Source organism: Kitasatospora sp. NPDC056651 (assembly GCF_042792155.1).
Classification (GTDB): Bacteria; Actinomycetota; Actinomycetes; order Streptomycetales; family Streptomycetaceae; genus Kitasatospora.
Genome location: NZ_JBHTWX010000004.1, coordinates 38,158 through 57,895, shown reverse-complemented (window position 1 = coordinate 57,895; position 19,738 = coordinate 38,158). Strand labels below are relative to the sequence as shown.

Sequence of the window (19,738 nt, the reverse complement as noted above, 5' to 3'; positions counted from 1 at the left end):
GGCTGTGGGGGGTCCGTGGGGGGGCGGTGCCGCCCGGCCCCCCCACACCTCTGACGGGGCGGGGGGGGGGGGGCCCCCCGGGCCCCCCCCCCCCCGGCCGCGTTCCGGGCCCCGGCCGGCTCGTCGAGCGGATGCCGATCCGACCCGATCCGACCCGACCCGATCCGACCCGATCCGAACTGACTCGACCTGACCTGACCTGACTCGACCTGACCGAACAGGACCGAACGGGACGGGACCGCCTCCGATCCGGGGCGTTCCTAGTCCGGGTCGGACCCGTCCTCGTCGAAGTGGTGCTCCCAGACCGTCTCCACCGACGGCTTGCCGTGCAGGTCCGGCACCTCCCGCAGCCAGGCCGGCCGCCCCGCCCTGGTCCGGGCCGCCCGCCGCCGCTCCGCCTCGCGCAGCTGCTCGGGCGTGGCGAAGCCCTCCGGCAGCCACTCCTCGGAGAGCACCGCCCGGGCGGCCAGGTGGGCGACGTACGCGTGCCGGACGGCGTCCACCGAGTCGAAGCCGGGTTCGTCGGCCAGCCACTCGTCCGGGACCAGCGCCAGCACCTCCTCCAGCAGCGGCACGGTGACGAGCGGGCCGAGCTCCTCGTCGGCCAGCCGGACGTCCGGGGCCGAGCCGCCGAGCGCGTGCGCACTGAGGTCGTACCGCTTGCCGACCGCCGACTCGGCCCCCGCCCAGCGGTGGTGGAAGATCAGCGCGGCGCCGTTGTCGATCAGCCAGAGCCGCCCGTGCCAGACCACCAGGTTGGGGTTGTGCACGGTGCGGTCGACATTGCCGGTCAGGGCGTCCAGCCAGACCACCCGGCCCGCCTCGGCCGAGTCCACCGGGATCATCCCCGGCCGGAAGTCCCGCGCACCGGGCAGCAGGTCCATCCCGAGGTTGAGGCCGGCGCTGGCCTTGAGCATGTCCTGGATCTCGGCGTCCGGCTCGTCCGCGGCGACGGCCGGGTCGAAGTCCACCAGCCGCAGCTCGGGCACCCGCAGGCCCAGCCGCCGGGCCAGTTCGCCGACGATCACCTCGGCGATCAGCGCCTTGCGCCCCTGCGCGGCGCCGGTGAACTTGACCACGTACGTTCCCAGGTCGTCGGTCTCCACCACACCGGGAACGGAGCCGCCGGCCCGCAGCGGGTCGACGTAGCGCACAGCAGTCACCAGATCGAGCACACCGGTCACCCTATCCCGCCGCGTCGCGGGCGCGACCCTGTGATTGGCTTGCCGGACAGAGCGGTACCCACCACACGAGGAGAGCAAGGTCATGGGACAGGTGCAGGCCACCACCGAGCGGGTCTACGACGCCGCGCCCGAGCGGGTGTACGAGGCGCTGGCCGACTACCAGGTGACCCGCCCGAAGCTGTTGCCCGCGCAGTACAGCGAGTACGAGGTGCGGGTCGGCGGTACCGGTGCCGGCACCCAGGTGCACTGGAAGCTCCAGGCCACCGAGAAGCGGGTGCGCGACTGCCTGTTCACCGTCTCGGCGCCCAAGCCCGACCAGCTGGTGGAGAAGGACGCCAACTCCAGCATGGTGATCACCTGGACCGTTTCGGCCGTCGGCGAGGGCCGCTCCAAGGTCACCGTGTCCGCCACCTGGCAGGGCGCGACCGGCATCGGCGGCTTCTTCGAGCGCACCTTCGCCCCGAAGGGCCTGAACCGGATCCACGACCAGGTGCTGGCCAACCTCGCCGCCGAGGTCCGCTGAGCCACCGGTCTCCGCCGAACCACGAAGTTCGACTGAACCACCGGTCTCCGCCGAACCACGAAGATCGGCTGAACCACCGGTCTCCGCCGAACCACCGAGTTCTGCCGAACCGTCGGGCCCCGCGGGGAATCCCGGAGAACCGCCGGGCCCGCCGAGCCCCCACCGGGGCGCGCGAATCGCCCGGGAATTCGAGCGGTTCGGTCTCCCGTACGAGCCGCAAGCCGTACGGGTGGCCGAACCACCACCTGCGGGTGACGCGGGCCGCCCGGCACGGGAGAGCCACCCTAGGCTCGCCGCCGTGCATATGACGATCCTTCACATCTCACAGCCGGTGGACGGCGGAGTCGCCCGCGTCGTCACCGACCTGGTCCGGGGGCAGCGGGAGGCCGGTCACCGGGTGCTGGTCGCCTGCCCGGGCGGCGGGCGGCTGGCCGAGGAGAGCGCCGCGGCGGGTGCGCTGGTCCAGGACTGGCCCGCCCGGCGCCGGCCCGGCCCGGGCACCCCGGCCGAGGCCTGGCGGCTGCGCCGGATCGTCCGGGCGGCCGCGCCCGACGTGGTCCACCTGCACAGTGCCAAGGCCGGCCTGGCCGGCCGACTCGCCCTGCGGGGCGCGGTGCCGACCGTCTTCCAGCCCCACGCCTGGTCCTTCGCCGCCGTCGACGGCGCGCTCGCCGCCGCCACCCTGCGCTGGGAGCGCTTCGCGGCCCGCTGGTCGCACCGGGTGCTGTGCGTCAGCGTCCAGGAGCGGTCCGACGGCGTGGCGGCCGGGGTGCACGCCGACTGGGCGGTGGTGCCCAACGGTGTGGACGTGCGCCACTACGCGCCGGCCGACCGCCGCGCCGCCCGGATCGCGCTCGGCCTGGACCTGGACGCCCCGCTCGCGGTGTGCGTCGCGCGGTTGTGCCGGCAGAAGGGCCAGGACGTGTTGCTGGCTGCCTGGCCGGAGGTGCTGCGCCGGGTGCCGCGGGCCCGGCTGGCGCTGGTCGGCGGTGGCCCGGAGGAGCAGTGGATCGCGCAGCTGGCCCGGGGGAGCGCCGGGCCGGGCCGGGTCCGGCTGGTCGGGGACGTGCCGGACCCGCGCCCGTGGCTGGCGGCGGCCGACCTGGTGGTGCTGCCCTCGCGCTGGGAGGGGATGGCGCTGGCCCCGCTGGAGGCGATGGCGGCGGCCCGTCCGGTGCTGCTGACCGACGTGCCCGGCGCCCGGGAGTGCCTGCCGCCGTCCGAGTTGGCGCACGCGGTGGTGGCGCCCGAGGACCCGGCGGCCCTCGCCGCCCGAATGGGGGACGCGCTGTCCGATCCGATCGAATGTGAGCGGCGCGGCGCCCGGCTGCGCGACCACGTGGCCGACCGCCACGACGTGCGCACCGTGGTCGAACAGGTGGACGTCCTCTACCGCCACCTGCTGGGCGCCGGCCCGGCGGCGGGGCGGCGCCGGGCCCGTGTCCCGGAGCGGATCTGATCGTTTCACATGCCGTGAATGACCGCCGTTTCCGGCGCTGTCGTATTCGCGCCCTCGGCCGGATATGGGGCGAGGAGTCATATCCGAAATACCTATTAATGGGCGGCTGGAATGAAACGGCAAGTCAACTTCCGTCCTGCACGGCCGGGTTCGGTATTGTCGGATTTTGCCCGCTTCGTTCGGATTCCATGCCGGAAATTCACGGCTGAGCCCCTCGCGACCGATTCCTCCATGGCCGATTCCTTCGCGGCCGGTCCCGCCGCGATCAGTCCCGTCACCGGACGTCCGAAAGCGATCAGCGGCAGCAGGTGCTGTCAGGACCGCGCCCATCGAACCGGGACGGCCGCCCCGCGCCAACCGGTGCCGGGGCAGCGTCACCCCGGGCACACAGCAGGGGAGATCGTGCGCTGATGACCATTGACCACGACAGCGTGCCGCGGGCGGGCGGGCCCCTCTTCGGCCCCCGCCGGCCCGGCACCGGGCTGCTCGACCGCCCGGCGGAAACGGCGCGCTCCCGCGCGGTCCCGCCGCAGGGCCGGCCCCGTGGGACGGTCGGCGCCCGGCTGGCCCTGTCGCTCGCCCTGGTTCAGGCCGACACCATCGCACTGTGCTCCGCCGGCGGCATCGCCAACCGCGCCTTCGACCCGGCCGCCCCGCTCGACCCCCTGCTCGGCGTCCCCGCCATCCTGCCCCTGCTGCTCCTGCTCAACCTGACCGGAGGCCTGTACCGCACCCGGCTCACCCTGTCCGTCCTGGACGAACTGCCCGCACTGGCCGCCCGCGCCGTGGTCGCCACCGCCTTCGCCGTCACCCTCTCCGGCTGCCTCGGCGGCCGCTGGCCCGACTGCGGCCCGGCCACCCCGGCCCGGCTCACCATCCTGCTCGGCGCCCAGCTGCTGATCGCCGCCGTCGGCCGCGCCGTCCTCTACCGCCTCGTCCGGCGGATCCGCCGCGGCCACCCCGGCGCCGTCCTGGTGCTCGGCGCCGGCCGGCTCGGCCGCCGGGTCGCCGCCGCCCTGCGCGAGCGCCGCGAGTACGGGATGCGCCCGGTCGGGTTCCTCGACGCCGACCCGCCACTGCTGCCCGGCGAGACCGACCTGCCCGTGCTCGGCGGACGGGAGGCGCTGGAACGCGAAGTGCGCCGGCACCACGTCCAGCACGTGATCGCCACCACCGGCGGCGCCGACGAGGCCGAGACCGCCGCCACCCTGCGCGACGCCGCCCGGCTCGGCTGCCAGGTCTGGCTGGTGCCCGCGCTGCGCGAGTACGGCTCGCTGCCCGTCACCCCGATCGCCGGCGCCGACCACCTGTGGGGCTTCCCCTGCCTGCGGGTCGGCCGCCCGGCCAGGCGCCGCCCCGGCTGGGCCGTCAAACGCGCCCTGGACGTCACCGCCGCCGCGCTCGGCCTGCTGCTGCTCGCCCCCGTCCTGGCGCTCTGCGCCCTCGCCGTCCGCTTCGACACCGGCCCCGGCGTGCTCTTCCGCCAGCAGCGCACCGGGCTGGACGGCCGGGTCTTCACCGTCCTCAAGTTCCGCACCCTGCGCCCGAACAACGAGCACGAGTCCGCCACCCGCTGGAACATCTCCCAGGACCACCGGATGGGCGCCGTCGGCCGGCTGCTGCGCAAGAGCTCGCTGGACGAACTGCCACAGCTGTGGAACGTCCTGCGCGGCGACATGAGCCTCGTCGGCCCCCGCCCCGAACGCCCGTACTTCGTCATGCGGTTCGGCCAGGCCTACCCCGAGTACACCGACCGCCACCGCGTCCCGGTCGGCCTCACCGGCCTGGCCCAGGTCAACGGCCTGCGCGGGGACACCTCCATCGAGGACCGCGCCCGGTTCGACAACCGCTACATCGAGAGCTGGAGCCTCTGGCAGGACATCAAGATCCTGTGCCGCACCGCGGTCCTGGTGCTCCGCCCGGACGGGAGCTGACCCCGCGTGGCCCTGACCCTCCCCGCCTTCCCCCGCCCCGCCTTACCGAAGGCACTGCCCGCACTCGCGGACCGCACCAGCCCGCTGGCCGCCGCCACCGTCCTGCTGGTCTGCGTGCCCACCGGGGAGAAGGACGTCGCCGCCGCCGTCCACGTCACCGCCGCCGACCTCGCCTCGCTCGCCCTGGTCGCCCTCACCGCGCTCAACCTGCTGCGCGGTCGGCTGCCCGCGATCAGCCGCACCACCTGCGCGCTGTTCGGCGCCGTCGTGGTCGCCGCCGCCGTCGCCACCATCGGCTCGACCGACCCCGCGGCGAGCGTCACCGGCTTCGTCCGGCTCACCCAGGTGTTCGTCCTGGTACCCGCCGCCGTGCTCTGCTCACTGCGCGACCGCACCGACCAGCGGCTGGTCCTCGGCTCCTTCGTCCTCGCCGCGCTGATCCAGGGCGCGGTCGGCGCCGAGCAGTACCTCACCCACACCGGCGCCTCCTACACCGGCCAGCCGATCCGGGCCGTCGGCACCTTCGGCGCGCTGGACATCATGGCGATGTCCAGCGTGGTCAGCTACGGACTGCTCGCCGCCCTCGCCCTGGCCCTCGCCGAGCGCCGACCCGGCGGCAACGCCCGGCTGCGCCGCGCGATGTTCGCCTCCGCCGCCTTCCTCACCTTCCCGCTGGCCGTCTCCTTCAGCCGCGGCAGCTGGATCGCCACCGGCCTCACCGCCACCGTGCTGCTGCTGCGCGCCGACGCCCGGCTGCTGGCGCGCGGCGCCGTCCTCGGCCTGGCCGCCGCGGTCGTCCTGGTCGGCGGCCTCGGCCTCGGCGGCTCCGGCGTCACCAAGCGGCTCAGCTCGATCGGCTCCGTCTCCGCCGCCCCCGACCAGTCCGTCTCCGACCGCTACGACCTGTGGGCCACCGCCGGACGGATCTGGCAGGACCACCCCGTCCACGGCGCCGGACCCAAGGCCTTCCAGCAACTGCGCGACAGCCACGCCCCGCTGCGGCTGTCCTCCGGCAGCGACGCCGCCGACGCCACCATCGGCTTCCAGCGCGAACCGCTGCTCTCCCCGCACAACATGTACTTCCTGGTGCTCAGCGAACAGGGCCTGATCGGCATCACCGCGTACGCCGCGCTCTTCCTCGCCCTCCTGCTCGGCTGCCTGCGCCACCGCCGCGGCCCCGGGCTCGCCGCGCTCGCCCTGCTCACCTGGGTGCTGGTCGACTTCCTGTACGCCGACATCGGCGGCACCACCACGGTGCTGACCTCCGTCGTCCTCGGCCTCGCCGCCCGCGCGGCCGAGGACGGCCCCGAGCGCCACGCCGCCCGCGAGGCCGCCCCCCTCCCCGAGCGGCGCGACGACGCCGCGGCGGCGCCCACCGGAGCGGCCCGGTGACCACCGACCAGCCGGCCGCCCTGGCCTCCTCCGTCCCGGCCCCGCGCAGCGCCGCCCCCGGCGACGGCCCGGCCGCCGAGCCCCACCCGGCGCCCCGGCGCGGCTTCCTCGCCAAGGCCTTCGGCATCACCGCCGTCCTCAGCGCCGCCGGCTCCGGCCTCGGCCTGCTGCGCGACCTCCTGCTGGCCCGCTACTTCGGCGCCAACCAGGGCACCGACGCCTTCCTGGTCGCCTGGACCGTCCCCGAGACCGCCGCTCCGCTGCTGATCGAGGACGCCATGTCCTTCCTCATGGTGCCCGCCTTCGCCCTCGCCCTGGTGCTGCGCGAGGAGGACCCGGACGCCCCCGACCCGGTCCGCCAGCTGGTCCGCGCCACCCTGCCCTGGCTGCTGATGACGCTCGGCTGCCTCGCCCTGGCCACCGCCCTCGGCGCCCCGCGACTGGTCGAACTGATCGCCCCCGGCCTGCCCGACCCCGGCCTCGCCGTCACCTGCACCCGGATCACCGCGATCACCGTGCTGCCCTTCGGCGTGGCCGGCTACCTGGCCGCCGCGCTGCGCGCCCACCACCGCTTCACCGCCCCGGCCGGCATCTACGTCGCCCACAACCTCGGCATCCTCGCCGTGCTGCTCTGCCTCCACTCCCTTCTCGGCGTGCGCTCCGCCGCCCTCGGCGTGGCGGCCGGCAGCCTGCTGATGGCCGGTCTGCTGGTCGGCCCGTTCCTGCGCCGACTGCGCCAGGGCCCGCCCGGCACCAGCACCAACACCAGCACGGGAACGGGCACCAACACCGGCACCGGCCGAGGCCGCCGCTCGCGCCGGGCCCTGGTGCTGATGCCGCTGGCCCTGCTGCCGGTGGCCGCCTTCACCCTCACCCGCCAGTCCCAGGTCTTCGTCGAGCGCTACCTCGGCTCGGAGCTGCCCCCCGGTACCATCTCGCACCTCAACTACGCCGCCAAGGTCTCCCAACTCGCCATGACCGCGGGCATCCTGATCTGCACCGTCACCTTCCCGCTGGTCGCCCGGGCGCTCGCCGCCGGGGACCTCACCGCCGCCCGCGACCGGGTGGAGAAGGACCTCGGCCAGGCGGCCGCCGTCGTCCTGCTCGGCACCGCCTGCCTGATGGCCTGCGCCCCCTCGGTGGTCTCACTGCTGTTCGAACGCGGCGCCTTCGGCCCGCACGACACCGCCGCTACCGCCGAGGTCATCCGGGTGTACAGCTTCGGCCTGCCCGCCCAGGCACTGATCGGTGTGATGATCCGCCCGTACTTCTCGCTGCGCCCGGTGGTCCGCCGCGCCGACGACCCGGGCGACGAGGACGGCCGCCGCCGGCTGCTGGACTGGTACCCGGTCGCCGCGATGCTGCTCGGCCTCGGCGTCACCGTCACCACCGGACTGCTCGCCACACCCCGCTTCGGCGCCCTCGGACTCGCGGCCGGCAACGCGGCCGGCATCACCGCCGTCGCCGCCCTGCTGCTGCACGGCCTGGTGCTGCGCGGCATCCCGCTGCGGCTGCGCCGGGTGCTCGGCGGCCACGCCCGACTGGTGGCCGCCGCCGCCGGGGCCACCCTGCTCGGCACCGCCACCGCCGCACTGACCGCCGACCCGCTGCTCTCGACCCTCCTCGGAGGCCTCACCGTGGCGCTGGCCTTCGCCGCCCTCGGGACCGGGCTCGGCGCCCGCGAGGTGCGCGGCCCGGTCCTCGCCGTCGCCCGGGCCCTGAAGCCCGTCCGGAACCCGGCAACCGTCGCCGAAGAAGGGAAGCGTCCCCATGGACAATGAACGGGGCACCGTCCGTTCGGCCCAGGCGAGCGTCAGCGACGCACCGCCGCACCGGGCACGACTGCCCAGGAGCCGCCGCCCGGCCGGCGAACCACCGGTCCCCGGCTCCGCCTCACCGTGGATCCTGATGTACCACTCGGTGGCGGTCGAGAAGGAGGACCCGTACCGGCTCACCGTCAGCCCCGAGCGGTTCGCCGAACAGATCGCCTGGCTGCACCGGCGCGGACGGCGCGGCGTCTCGGTCCGCGAGCTGATGCGGGCCCGCGCGCTCGGCCGGGACGACCGGCTGGTCGGCCTGACCTTCGACGACGGCTACGCCGACTTCGCCCGGTACGCGGTGCCGATCCTCCAGGCGTACGGTTTCACCGCCACCGCGTACGTCGTCGCCGACCTGCTCGGCCGGGACAACGGCTGGGACGCCGAAGGCCCGCGCAAGCAGCTGCTCACCGTCCAGGAGGTGACCGAACTCGCCGCCGCCGGCTGGGAGATCGGCTCGCACGGCCTCGGCCACCAGGCGCTGCCGGGCCTGCCCGCCGAGGCCCTCACCCGCCAGGCCGGGGAGAGCCGGCGCCTGCTGGAGGAGGCCGTCGGCGGCCCGGTCACCGGGTTCTGCTACCCCTACGGCGCCGTCGACCGGCCCGCCACCCTGGCCGTGCGCGACGCCGGGTACGACTACGCCTGCGCCATCGCCCACTCCCCGCTCACCGGCCGCTTCGCCCTGCCCCGGTGCTACGTCGGCGACCGCGACGGCGCCTGGCGGCTGCGCGCCAAGCAGGCCCGGCACCGGCTGCGCGACGCTGTCACCGAGCTGCGCCACGCGCGCGAGGGGCACCGGCCATGAGGGTGCTGCACATCGTCACCGGCCTGGCCTCCGGCGGCGCCGAACGCCAGCTCCAGCTGCTGCTGCGGCACCTGCCCGCCCACCAGCGGTGCGAGGTGCTCGCCCTGACCAACCCCGGCACGGTGGCCGCCGCGCTGCGCGCCGACGGCGTCACCGTCCACCACCTCGGCATGCGCGGCAACCGGGACCTCGGCGCGCTGCCCCGGCTGGTCCGCGTGGTCCGGGCCGGCCGGTACGACCTGGTGCACACCCACCTCTACCGGGCACAGCTGTACGGCCGGCTGGCCGCACGGCTGGCCGGAGTGCGCGCGGTGGTCTCCACCGAGCACTCGCTGCACGACGGAGTGATCGAGGGCCGACCGGTCACCCGGGGCGTCAAGGGCCTCTACCTGGCGGCCGAACGGCTCGGCAGCACCACCGTCGCGGTCTCCCGCCAGGTCGCCCAGACGCTGCGCTCCTGGGGAGTCCCGCCGACCCGGATCGAGCTGATCCCGAACGGCCTCGACGTCTCCCGCTACCTCCTCCCGCCCGCCGAACGGGCAGCCGCCCGCGGGCGGCTGCGAGCCGAACTCGGTCTGCCGCAGCGGAGCTGGGTGGTCGGCGGGGTGGGCCGGCTGGTCCCCGGCAAGCGGTTCGAGGTGCTGGTCGAGGCGCTCGCCGACCTCGACCCGGCCACCCGGCTGGTGCTGGTCGGCGAGGGGCCGGAGCGCGCCGCGCTGGAACGGCGGGCCGGCGAACTCGGTGTCCGGGAGCGGCTGGTGTTCGCCGGCGAGCGCGACGACGTGCCCGAACTGCTCGCCGCGCTGGACGTGCTGGCCGCCCCCTCCGCCACGGAGACCTTCGGCCTCGGCGTCCTGGAGGGCCTCGCCGCCGGGCTGCCGGTGCGGCACAGCGCCTGCCCGGCGCTCGACGAACTGCCGCCCGGTGCCGCCCCGCAGGCCCGCCGCATCCCCTCCGAGCCCGCCGCCTACGCCGCCGCGCTGCGCGACCTGCGGCCGCTCAGCGGGCACACCGCCGACCCGCTGCCGCACCCCCCGGCCGTCGGCCACTACGACATCGTCCGGGTCGCCGCCGACCTGGGCGCCCTCTACGACCGGCTGGCCCGGGTCTGACCGCCCGCCACCGCCGGAACCGCCGTACCAGACCCAAGGAGCCACACCCATGACCACACCGCGCCGAAGCGCCCGCCGCCTGGTCCGCCGCTGGTGGCCGGTGGCGCTCGCGGTTCCGCTGGGCGCCGCGGCCGGCGCCGGGTACGCCGTCGTCGCGCCTCCCTCCTACACCGCCAACGCCTACGTCCTCGTGGTCGCGCAGAACCCGGGGGAGGCCGCGCTCGCGACCAACTTCGCCCAGGCGTACGGCCGGCTGGCCGGCCGGCCGCAGGTGCTCGCCGTGGCGGCCGCCGAGATCGGCCGCACCCGGTCCGAACTGGAGTCCCTGGTGCACGGGACGACCTCCCCGGACGCTCCGATGATCGAGATCACCGGCACCGGGCGGCGCGCGGAGGAGGCCGCCCGGACCGCCGACGCGGTGGCCCGCTCGCTGGTCGCCTTCGCCGACACCAGCAGCAGGGACACCAACGTCCGGCTGGTGACCCTGGCCCAGGCCGCCGCACCGGACAAGCCGACCACGCCGTCCGGGAAGCTGGACGTCGCGGTCGGCGCCGCGGCCGGGCTGCTGCTGGGTTCGCTCGCGATGATGACCCGCCGCCGCCGGGGCGCGGCCGGGGCGCCGGAGGACGCCGGGAGCCCCGACGCGCCGCAGGCGCCGGTGGTGGCGCAGGCACCGGTCGTCGCGGAGGAGGTCCCCGGTGCTTCGGCGCCCGCGGCGAAGACTCCCGCCGCTCCGACGCCCGCCAAGGCCCCTACGGCGCCGCGCCCACGCAGCGGGGAGCCGGCCAGGGCCGAGTCCAGGGCCGAGCCCAAGGCCGAGCCCACGGGCAAGGCCGCACCCAGGGCGGAGGCCCGGAGCGGGGGCGCGACCGAGCCCGGGGGTACGAAGGCCGGGCAGAAGTCCGACAAGAAGACCGATCCGAAGACCGGCCGAAAGCCCGCCGCCGAGCCCGCCGCCGAGCCCGCCGCCGAGCCCGCCGCGACGGCGCGGCCCGTGGCGGCGGAGCGGACCCCCGCCGAGGGGCAGTCCGCTCCCGAGCCGAAGTCCGCGACCAAGGCCCAGCCCGCCGCGAAGGACCAGCCCACCGCCAAGGAGAAGACCGCCGCCGGGAGCGGCCGATGAGCACCGAGGCCCGCAGAGCCGCCCTGCCCGCCCAGACGACGGCCCCGGCCTGGACCACCGAGCTTCGCGTCGAGGACGACGCCCTGGACGTCCTCGCCGAGGAGTGGGACGCCCTGGCCGCCCGCTGCCGGACCGCGACCTTCTTCCAGGCCGCCGACTGGCAGCGCTCCTGGTGGCGCCACTACGGCCGCCCCGGCCGCCTGCTCGTCGTGCTGGTCCGCCGGGACGGCCGGCTGGTCGGGGCGGGGGCGTTCCGGCGGCGCGGCGGTCCGCTCGGTGGCCTGACCGGCCTCGGTGGCGGGCTGGTCGACTACACCGACGTCCTGCTCGACGACGAGTGCGCCGACCGGGCCGCCGCCGAGTTCGCCGCGGCCCTCCCGCTCACCCGCCCCTGGCACTGGCTGGAACTGCGCGAGGTGCACCCCGAGGCGGCCGTGCAACGGGTGTACGAGCACTGGCACGGCAGCCGTCGCCGCCACCAGGACTCGCTCTGCCAGTACCTGCCGGCCGTCCCGATGGAGCGGCTGCTCAAACGGGTGCCCGGCAAGACCGCCCAGCGCAGCCGGGTGAAGCTCCGCAAGATCGCGGAGGCCGGGGTGAAGGTCAGCTCGACCCCGGCGTCGGAGGTGCCGCAGGCGCTGGAGGGGCTGCTGCGGCTGCACTTCCTGCAGTGGCAGGCGCGCGGCGTCACCCCCGAGCACCGCACCGAGCGGTTCGCCCGGCACCTGACCGAGTCCACCACCGGCCTGGTCGCCACCGGCAGGGCCGCCGTCCACCGGTTCCACCTGGACGGCCAGCTGGTCGCAGTGAACCTGCTGCTGCTCTGCCCGTCCTTCGGCGGGCTGTACATGTACGGGGCGCACCCGGTGCTGCGCGAGCGGCTGGACATCGCCGGGCTGCTGTTCAGCGCGGCGCTGGAGGAGACGGTCGGCGCGGAGATCCCGCTGCTCGGCCTGCTGCGCGGTCAGGAGCCGTACAAGCAGCGCTGGCGGCCGGACCGGCTGCCCAACCAGCGGCTGCTGCTCGGCCCGGCGGGGGCGGCACCGGCCGCCGCCGTCCGGGCCGCGGCGGTGCGCACCCGGCAGGCGGTGGCGCACCGGCTGCGCACCCGCTTCCCCCGTCTGAAGGAGGCGCTGCTGGCCCGCCGCCGGCGTCGGCCGCTCGGCTGACCGCTCGGCCGGCCGAGCGGCGGACCGCTCAGTGCCGGGTGTGCTTCGGGCCGGCCGGCTTGGCCGCCGACGGCTGTGCGGTCGGCCGGGCCGGCGGGTTCGCCACCGTCCGGCTCGGCGCGGCGGGTGTCGGGCCGGGCGCGGGTGGCGGAGCGCTGGGCGGCCCCGGCACCGCGGGCGGGCCCGGCACCACCACCGCGCCGGCGACCGCGCCGGCGGGCGCCGGGGGCGCCTGCGCCGGCGCCCCCCGCGAACCGGACATCAGCTGCTTGAACGCCGACGCCGAGCGCGGATTGCGGTCGCACTGGAAGAAGCCGTGCGGGCAGTAGTCGGTGACGGTCTGGTAGGCGGTGTCGTGGGTGCGGATCCAGTCGACCATCCGTCGCACGTACTCGGGGTTGTCGCCGTTGCGGAACAGCCCCCACTCCGGGTACGAGACCGGCTTGCCGTGCGTGGCGGCGAACTCCACCTGGTCCTGGAGCCCGTACGGCTCGTGCACGTAGTCGTCGAAGGTGCGCCCGGCGGGCTGGTCGTAGGTGTCCATGCCGATGACGTCGACCACGTCGTCGCCGGGGTAGCACCTGGTCCACGGGATGGCGTCCAGGCCGCGGCTGGGCGCGAAGTCGAAGCGGAACCGCTGCCCGGGCACCGAGCGCATCGCGTCGACGATCCGCCGCCAGTACGTCTTCCAGGCGGACGGGTCGGGCTTGCAGCGGTGGGTGTAGGTGGTGCCGTTCATCTCCCAGCCGAGCGTGAGCACGGTGTCCGCGGCGCCCAGGGTCACCAGCCGGCGCGCGAGCTTGATGAAGTGCGCGTCGAAGTCCCCCCGCGCCCCCTCGGCGAGCAGTGCGGCGACCTCGCCGTCCGGCACGTCCGCCTCGCTGGGCGCCAGCATCGGCACACCGAGCACCAGCAGCCGGGACGGGTCGGCCTGCCGCCACTGCGACCACAGGCCGAGCACCACCGGCTCGCCCTCGATGTCGCTCCAGCCGTTGCCCGCCAGATAGGTGTGGCCGACCTGCATGTTCGCGTCGCCCAGCCACTGGGCGTACCGGCCGATCTGTGGGATGCGGTCGTCCCAGGACCCGACGAAGGCGCCGAACGGCGGCTCGTGCTTCGGCCGCTGGACCGGCGGGCGGGCGGGCGTCACGTGCGGCTCGACGGCGTCCGCGGAGAGGGTGTGCCGTTCGGTCTGGCTGAACGGCGTCCCGGCCGGGACGCTGGCCGTGGCCATCAGCAGCAGGGTGGCGGCGGCCAGCGACAGGCGGCCGATTCGCATGGGTCTCTCCTCCGGACGTCGCGTGAGCGGGGCGTCACGGTCTCGGCGTGGACGGACCGTGACGCCCGGCTCGCCGACAGTAGGCCCGTCGGAGGAGGAAAATGCCGGATGTCACCCTAAAGTGGGCGCTCTTCGAACGCCGTCCGCCGCAGTGGCCGGCGACCGGCGGTCGGGTAACAGATCCGTAACGGTCCCGCCGGGCCCGTCCGGCCCGTTCCGGCAAGCCCGCCGGAGCGGCGGGAGCCCCGACGGCGCAGGTGGGCGGGCGGTCGTACGGGCGGGGCGCGCGGGGCCGGGCACGCGCTCGGCCGGACGGAGCGGCGGGAGAACCGGGCTGACTCGTGTGCCCGGCGAAAGGTACGCTCCGGCCGTGTCCTGGAAGCCGCTGCGTGTACTGTCCCCCCGCTCGATCCTGCCTGCCTCGGCGGTGGTGCTGGTCCTTGCGGCCGGAGCGGCGGCGCACGCGAACAAGCCGGTGCCGTTCGGCGACCGGGTGGCGGGGCCGGGCGACGCGGGGGCGACGCCGGTGAACTCCGAGTCCCTCAGCTCGGCCGACCTCGACCTGCGGGTCGGCCCGGGCCTGGAGGCCTTCCACAAGCAGACCGGCGAGCAGGCCTGGTCCTACCGCCGCGAGGGCGCCGAGGCGCTCTACCTGGCGATGGCCGGGGACAACGCCATCGTGGTCTGGGACGACGGCCTCGTCACCTCGGTGCGCCCGGGCGACCACGAGGTGCGCTGGCACCGCGCGGTGCCGGGCCTGGCCGACTGGCTGCGCGGCGACGGCGAGCCCGGCGCGGACAAGCGGACCGACGCCCAGCGCAAGGCGCTCGCCCAGCAGCGGGCCGCGGCCGCACTGCACACCGTCCAGCGGGACGGCTCGCCCTGGCTGGCCCTGGTGACGCCGAACCTGACCATGGGCCTGCGCGACGCCGACGGCGACCTGCGCTACAACGACAAGCCCGCCGCCGGCTGCGTCTTCGACCCGCTGCGCACCGTCCACACCGACTACGCCGTGCTCGTTCCGCGCACCTGCGCCAACGGCAGCGGGCAGCCCGCCTCCGGGGCCATCACCGGCTACCGGCTGGACAGCAGGGGCTGGGTGATGAACACCGGTCCGGCCGCCTCGGCCAAGGTGCTGGACCGCGGCCGGGTGGAGATCACCGACGGCCCGATCATGCCGCCGAAGGTGTTCGACACCAAGGCGGCCGCGCCCGAGACGGCCTGCGGCAGCGTGGACGCGCCGTTCGCGGCGGTCCGGCCGCAGGACGGCTGCGCGGACCCGGCGGCGGCCCCGGCCCCCGGCGACCCGGCCCCCCAGGCGCCGGCCGCGGCGCCTGGGACCCCGGCGGCCACGGACCCCGCTCCGGACGGCGTGACCGCTCCAGGCACCGCCACCGCCCCGGACACCCCTGCGGACACCGGGGCCCCCGCCGGGGACCGGCCGATCGCGCGGTAGCGGCGGCCACGACCGCCCCGCGGGCGCCGGCCGACGGGCGCCGGGCCGGCGGTCGCCCGCGGACGGTACTCCATTGGGGGTAGCGCGGGGCCCGGTAGACTTGCCGCCATGGCTATTTTCTCCGGGCAATAGCGGGCGGCGGCGCCACGAGGGCCGCGCCGACCGCCGATGAAGCCCCCTCACGCCGAACCGGCCCCGGGTCCGTCCCGCCCGGCCGCCCGCCCACGTCCCAGGAGTAGTCCCCAGCCATGATTTCCGCCAACGCCCTCGAGCTGCGTGCCGGTGCCCGGATCCTGATCGAGTCCGCGAGCTTCAAGGTCGCCGCCGGCGACCGGATCGGTCTGGTCGGCCGCAACGGCGCCGGCAAGACCACGCTCACCAAGGTGCTGGCCGGCGAGGGCCTGCCCGCCGCCGGTACCGTCACCCGTTCGGGCGAGGTCGGCTACCTCCCGCAGGACCCGCGCACCGGTGACCTGGACGTCCTCGCCAAGGACCGCATCCTGTCCGCCCGGGGCCTCGACACCGTGCTGAAGAAGATGCGCGAGAACGAGGACCGGATGGCGAACGGCAAGGGCTCCACCCGGGACAACGCGATGAAGAAGTACGCCCGGCTGGAGACCGAGTTCCTCACCAAGGGCGGGTACGCCGCCGAGGCCGAGGCCGCCACCATCGCCGCCGCGCTGGGTCTGCCGGACCGCATCCTCGGCCAGCCGTTGCACACCCTCTCGGGTGGTCAGCGCCGTCGCGTCGAACTGGCCCGGATCCTCTTCTCGGACTCCGACGTGCTGCTGCTCGACGAGCCCACCAACCACCTGGACGCGGACTCCATCGTCTGGCTGCGGGACTTCCTGAAGACCTACAAGGGCGGCTTCATCGTCATCTCGCACGACGTCGACCTGGTCGAGACGGTCGTCAACAAGGTCTTCTACCTGGACGCCAACCGCTCCTCCATCGACGTCTACAACATGGGCTGGAAGCAGTACCAGCAGCAGCGCGAGGACGACGAGAAGCGCCGCAAGCGCGAGCGGGCCAACGCCGAGAAGAAGGCCGCGACCCTGAACGCGCAGGCCGACAAGATGCGCGCCAAGGCGACCAAGACGGTGGCCGCGCAGAACATGGCCCGCCGGGCCGACAAGCTGCTCTCCGGCCTGGAGCAGGTCCGGGTGAACGACAAGGTCGCCAAGCTGCGCTTCCCGGATCCGGCCCCGTGCGGCAAGACCCCGCTGACCGCCAGCGGCCTGTCCAAGTCCTACGGCTCGCTGGAGATCTTCACCGACGTCGACCTGGCGATCGACCGGGGTTCCCGGGTCGTCGTGCTGGGCTTCAACGGCGCCGGCAAGACCACCCTGCTGCGGATGCTGGCCGGGGTGGAGCAGCCGGACACCGGCGAGGTGATCCCGGGCCACGGCCTGAAGATCGGCTACTACGCCCAGGAGCACGAGACCCTGGACCCGGATCGCAGCGTGCTGGAGAACATGCGTTCGGCGGCGCCGGACACCGACCTGGTGCAGATCCGCAAGATCCTCGGCTCCTTCCTGTTCTCCGGCGACGACGTCGACAAGCCGGCCGGGGTGCTCTCCGGTGGCGAGAAGACCCGTCTGGCGCTGGCCACCCTGGTGGTCTCCTCCGCCAACGTGCTGCTGCTGGACGAGCCCACCAACAACCTCGATCCGGCCAGTCGCGAGGAGATCCTGGGCGCGCTGCGCGAGTTCTCGGGGGCGGTCGTGCTGGTCACCCACGACGAGGGCGCGGTCGAGGCGCTGGACCCGGAGCGGATCATCCTGCTGCCGGACGGTGTGGAGGACCTCTGGAACCCGTCCTACGCCGATCTGGTCTCCCTGGCCTGACCTGAAGTAGACGCAACATCCGCTTTTCGAACGAGAATATCTAGTCCTTTCGGCGTGTCCGGGAATGAAGTAGACCTGGATTCCGTTTAAGGACTTTCCGTCGGCCCGCCACGCGATCGTGGTCGGGCCGACGCTGCTGATCAGCCGTTTCGCGGCGAAGGGCGGTATCCGCCCGGGGGCGTGCACTCTGTGTGAGCGCCCTGATGCGCTCGGATCACCACCGGCGGACCACGCATTTGCGACATCGACCTTGTCGAATGGGTGGCCAGGACGAGAGGGATGGGTGATCATGGGAATCTGACCGAGCAACGCTACGAGGAGGCACGGGTGGCCGAGACTCTGAAAAAGGGCAGCCGGGTGACCGGTGCCGCGCGTGAGAAGCTCGCGGCCGATCTCAAGAAGAAGTACGACTCCGGGGCGAGCATTCGCGCTCTCGCGGAGGAGACCGGTCGTTCCTACGGCTTCGTGCACCGGATGCTGAGCGAATCCGGAGTGATCCTCCGGGGCCGCGGCGGTGCCACGCGGGGCAAGAACAAGGCGACTGCCGGGGCCGGTTCCTGACGGTTCGTCAGCTTATAGGCTGGATGGCGCGGCGGCAGGACGCCGGCCGAGAAGACGGCAGCCGGTCATCGGCTGAACGTCCGCCCTCGGGTCGTGCGGGCCGGCCGCCGATCGTCATGCCCGGGGCGCCGTTCGCCCCCGAGACCTCTTGTCCGTTCGTTCTTCTTTCACATTCATCGAGCCCGGCGGGCCCGTCGATCTTTCCGGGCCAGGCCCCTGCCCTCGCGCGTCGAGTTTTGTTACTCTCCGGTAGCCAAGTCCCTCGCCACCGGAGGTCCCCGCATGACCGCCCCCGCCATCGACCCGCAGGCCCCGAGCTGGGAGCGGGACGGCGTCCGCCTGGAGATCGACGGCGAACTCGCCGTCGTCACCCTCTGTCAGCCGAAGCGGCGCAACGCCCAGTCGCCCGCGCTCTGGCGCGCCCTCGTCGACGCCGGCCGTGACCTGCCCGGCAGCGTCCGGGTGGTGCTGCTGCGCGCGGAGGGCGTCTCCTTCTCCGCCGGGCTGGACCGCGCCATGTTCACCGCCGAGGGGATTCCGGGCGAGCCCACCTTCCTCCAGCTCGCCGCCTCCGGCGACCGCGAGCTGGACGACGCCATCGCCTCGTACCAGGAGGCCTTCACCTGGTGGCGCCGTCCGGACCTGATCTCCATCGCGGCGGTCCAGGGCCACGCCGTCGGCGCGGGCTTCCAGCTGGCGCTCGGCTGCGACCTGCGGGTGGTCGCCGAGGACGTCCGGTTCGCGATGAAGGAGACCTCGCTGGGCCTCGTCCCGGACCTGGCCGGGACCAAGCCGCTCACCGAGCTCGTCGGCTACGCGCGGGCGCTGGAGATCTGCGCGACCGGCCGCTGGGTGGGCGCCGAGGAGGCCACCACGATCGGGCTGGCCAACCTGGCGGTCCCGGGGGAGGAGCTGGACGGCGCCGCCCGCGATCTCGCGGCGGCCCTGCTGGCCGCTCCGCGCGGGGCCGTGATCGAGACCAAGGCCCTGTTGCAGGGGGCTTCCGGGCGCTCGTTCGACGAACAGCGCTCGGCCGAACGGGCGGCGCAGGCCCGTCGGCTGCGGGAGCTCGCCGGGATCGGCGACTGACCGGACGGCGCCGACGTGGGGCCCGGCCCGGGGGAATTCCCCGGGCCGGGCCCTTTGCGCTGCGCGGGGTGGGCGGCCGTCGCTCGGGGGGCAGGGATCGTGGCGGAATGTCAGAGTTGTGGAGGTCTGCGATATAGCTGGAGCCGTACGACGGGAGATGTGCCCATGCCTGACACTCCGACGCCCGCGACCATGCACAAGCACTCCGGTGGCGGCGGCGCGCCGACGTCCGGTCCGCCGCAGGGTTCCGCCGCCGGCGCCACCCCGGTGGCGGAGCGCGGCCGCACCGCACTGGCCGTCGGCGTGGTGGAGAAGATCGCCGGGATGGCGGCGCGAGAGATCACCGGAATCCACGCGCTCGGCTCCGGGTTCGCCCGGACCTTCGGCGCGATGCGGGACCGGGTGCCGGGCGGCAAGCCCAGCGTCGGGCGGGGCATCAAGGCCGAGGTCGGAGAGAAGCAGACCGCGATCGACATCGCACTTGTCGTGGAGTACGGCGTGGTCATTCCCGAACTCGCCCGCCAGGTGCGGGAGAACATCATCCGCGCGGTCGAACGGATGACCGGCCTGGAGGTCGTCGAGGTCAACATCGCGGTCAACGACGTCCACCTCCCGGATGAACCGGAGTTCGAGGAGGAAGAGGAACCGGTGCCGCCGCCCGGGCAGCGGCCGAAGCTCAAGTAGCGCGTTCGGCGGGGCGGGGCGGGGCAGGTGGGGGGAGGGGAGGCGAGTCCGGACCGGACGAGGCAGCGGGAGACGAGGGAGTAGCGGATGAACCTGGCCATCGTCGGCCTGGTGGTGGGAATGGCCCTCGGCTTCGCCGGATACTTCGGCGGCTTCGCGGCGTTCCTCCTGGTGGCCGCGCTCGGGCTGGTCGGCTTCGTGGCCGGGCGCCTGCTGGAGGGCGACATCGAGCTGGGCGACCTGGGAGACCTGCTCCGCGGCCGCGACCGGCGCCGCTGATGGCGGCCCCCGCACCCGCTCCGGT

The 19,738-nt window shown here is 74.7% G+C and carries 17 protein-coding genes; 15 read left to right on the top strand and 2 right to left on the bottom strand.

Going from position 1 to position 19,738, the window contains the following annotated elements; translation table 11 throughout:
- Positions 1-260 precede the first annotated feature (260 nt).
- Entirely contained in the window at positions 261-1,175 is a 915-nt protein-coding gene (locus tag ACFRAR_RS03610) for a HipA family kinase (protein WP_380694330.1), read from the bottom strand.
- 91 nt (positions 1,176-1,266) lie between these two features.
- Between ACFRAR_RS03610 and ACFRAR_RS03605 the strand changes: the two genes are divergently transcribed.
- The 9 genes from ACFRAR_RS03605 (at position 1,267) to ACFRAR_RS03565 (ending at position 12,518) form a co-directional block, all read left to right on the top strand.
- A complete protein-coding gene (locus ACFRAR_RS03605) occupies positions 1,267-1,707 on the top strand; it encodes an SRPBCC family protein (protein WP_316526992.1) in 441 nt (146 codons plus the stop codon).
- Between the two features lie 304 nt (positions 1,708-2,011).
- Entirely contained in the window at positions 2,012-3,166 is a 1,155-nt protein-coding gene (locus ACFRAR_RS03600) for a glycosyltransferase (RefSeq protein WP_380694327.1), read from the top strand.
- A gap of 410 nt (positions 3,167-3,576) precedes the next feature.
- The gene (locus ACFRAR_RS03595; protein ID WP_380694325.1) at positions 3,577-5,100 is read left to right on the top strand and encodes a sugar transferase; all 1,524 of its coding nucleotides are present in this window, start codon (positions 3,577-3,579) and stop codon (positions 5,098-5,100) included.
- A gap of 6 nt (positions 5,101-5,106) precedes the next feature.
- Positions 5,107-6,492: an O-antigen ligase family protein gene (locus ACFRAR_RS03590; RefSeq protein ID WP_380694323.1), complete on the top strand. Its 1,386-nt coding sequence runs from the start codon at positions 5,107-5,109 to the stop codon at positions 6,490-6,492.
- The gene (locus tag ACFRAR_RS03585) at positions 6,489-8,273 is read left to right on the top strand and encodes a lipid II flippase MurJ (RefSeq protein WP_380694321.1); all 1,785 of its coding nucleotides are present in this window, start codon (positions 6,489-6,491) and stop codon (positions 8,271-8,273) included. The genes ACFRAR_RS03590 and ACFRAR_RS03585 overlap by 4 nt, the downstream gene beginning before the upstream one ends.
- Complete coding sequence (locus ACFRAR_RS03580) at positions 8,263-9,114, top strand: polysaccharide deacetylase family protein (RefSeq protein ID WP_380694319.1); 852 nt, start codon at positions 8,263-8,265, stop codon at positions 9,112-9,114. Before ACFRAR_RS03585 ends, ACFRAR_RS03580 begins: the two co-directional genes overlap by 11 nt.
- A complete protein-coding gene (locus tag ACFRAR_RS03575) occupies positions 9,111-10,226 on the top strand; it encodes a glycosyltransferase (RefSeq protein ID WP_380694317.1) in 1,116 nt (371 codons plus the stop codon). The genes ACFRAR_RS03580 and ACFRAR_RS03575 overlap by 4 nt, the downstream gene beginning before the upstream one ends.
- Positions 10,227-10,275: 49 nt before the next feature.
- Complete coding sequence (locus ACFRAR_RS03570) at positions 10,276-11,349, top strand: Wzz/FepE/Etk N-terminal domain-containing protein (protein ID WP_380694315.1); 1,074 nt, start codon at positions 10,276-10,278, stop codon at positions 11,347-11,349.
- On the top strand, positions 11,346-12,518 hold the full coding sequence (locus ACFRAR_RS03565; protein ID WP_380694313.1) for a GNAT family N-acetyltransferase: 1,173 nt from the start codon (positions 11,346-11,348) through the stop codon (positions 12,516-12,518). The genes ACFRAR_RS03570 and ACFRAR_RS03565 overlap by 4 nt, the downstream gene beginning before the upstream one ends.
- A 28-nt stretch (positions 12,519-12,546) precedes the next feature.
- On the opposite strand, the gene ACFRAR_RS03560 is transcribed toward ACFRAR_RS03565, so the two are convergent.
- Positions 12,547-13,797, bottom strand: a complete 1,251-nt coding sequence (locus ACFRAR_RS03560) for a glycoside hydrolase family 26 protein (RefSeq protein ID WP_380694311.1) — start codon at positions 13,795-13,797, stop codon at positions 12,547-12,549.
- A 370-nt stretch (positions 13,798-14,167) separates the two neighbouring features.
- Between ACFRAR_RS03560 and ACFRAR_RS03555 the strand changes: the two genes are divergently transcribed.
- From ACFRAR_RS03555 to ACFRAR_RS03530, 6 genes are all read left to right on the top strand, one after another.
- Positions 14,168-15,253 carry a hypothetical protein gene (locus tag ACFRAR_RS03555; RefSeq protein WP_380694309.1) on the top strand — a complete coding sequence of 362 codons (1,086 nt, stop codon included), beginning with the start codon at positions 14,168-14,170 and terminating at the stop codon, positions 15,251-15,253.
- Between the two features lie 248 nt (positions 15,254-15,501).
- Positions 15,502-17,100: an ABC-F family ATP-binding cassette domain-containing protein gene (locus ACFRAR_RS03550; protein WP_380694307.1), complete on the top strand. Its 1,599-nt coding sequence runs from the start codon at positions 15,502-15,504 to the stop codon at positions 17,098-17,100.
- Positions 17,101-17,427: 327 nt separating this feature from the next.
- The gene (locus tag ACFRAR_RS03545) at positions 17,428-17,661 is read left to right on the top strand and encodes a helix-turn-helix domain-containing protein (RefSeq protein ID WP_030059940.1); all 234 of its coding nucleotides are present in this window, start codon (positions 17,428-17,430) and stop codon (positions 17,659-17,661) included.
- A gap of 282 nt (positions 17,662-17,943) precedes the next feature.
- Entirely contained in the window at positions 17,944-18,750 is an 807-nt protein-coding gene (locus tag ACFRAR_RS03540; RefSeq protein ID WP_380694305.1) for an enoyl-CoA hydratase/isomerase family protein, read from the top strand.
- A 165-nt stretch (positions 18,751-18,915) separates the two neighbouring features.
- A complete protein-coding gene (locus ACFRAR_RS03535; protein ID WP_380694303.1) occupies positions 18,916-19,434 on the top strand; it encodes an Asp23/Gls24 family envelope stress response protein in 519 nt (172 codons plus the stop codon).
- A gap of 87 nt (positions 19,435-19,521) precedes the next feature.
- Positions 19,522-19,713: a hypothetical protein gene (locus tag ACFRAR_RS03530; protein ID WP_063349611.1), complete on the top strand. Its 192-nt coding sequence runs from the start codon at positions 19,522-19,524 to the stop codon at positions 19,711-19,713.
- Positions 19,714-19,738 lie beyond the last annotated feature (25 nt).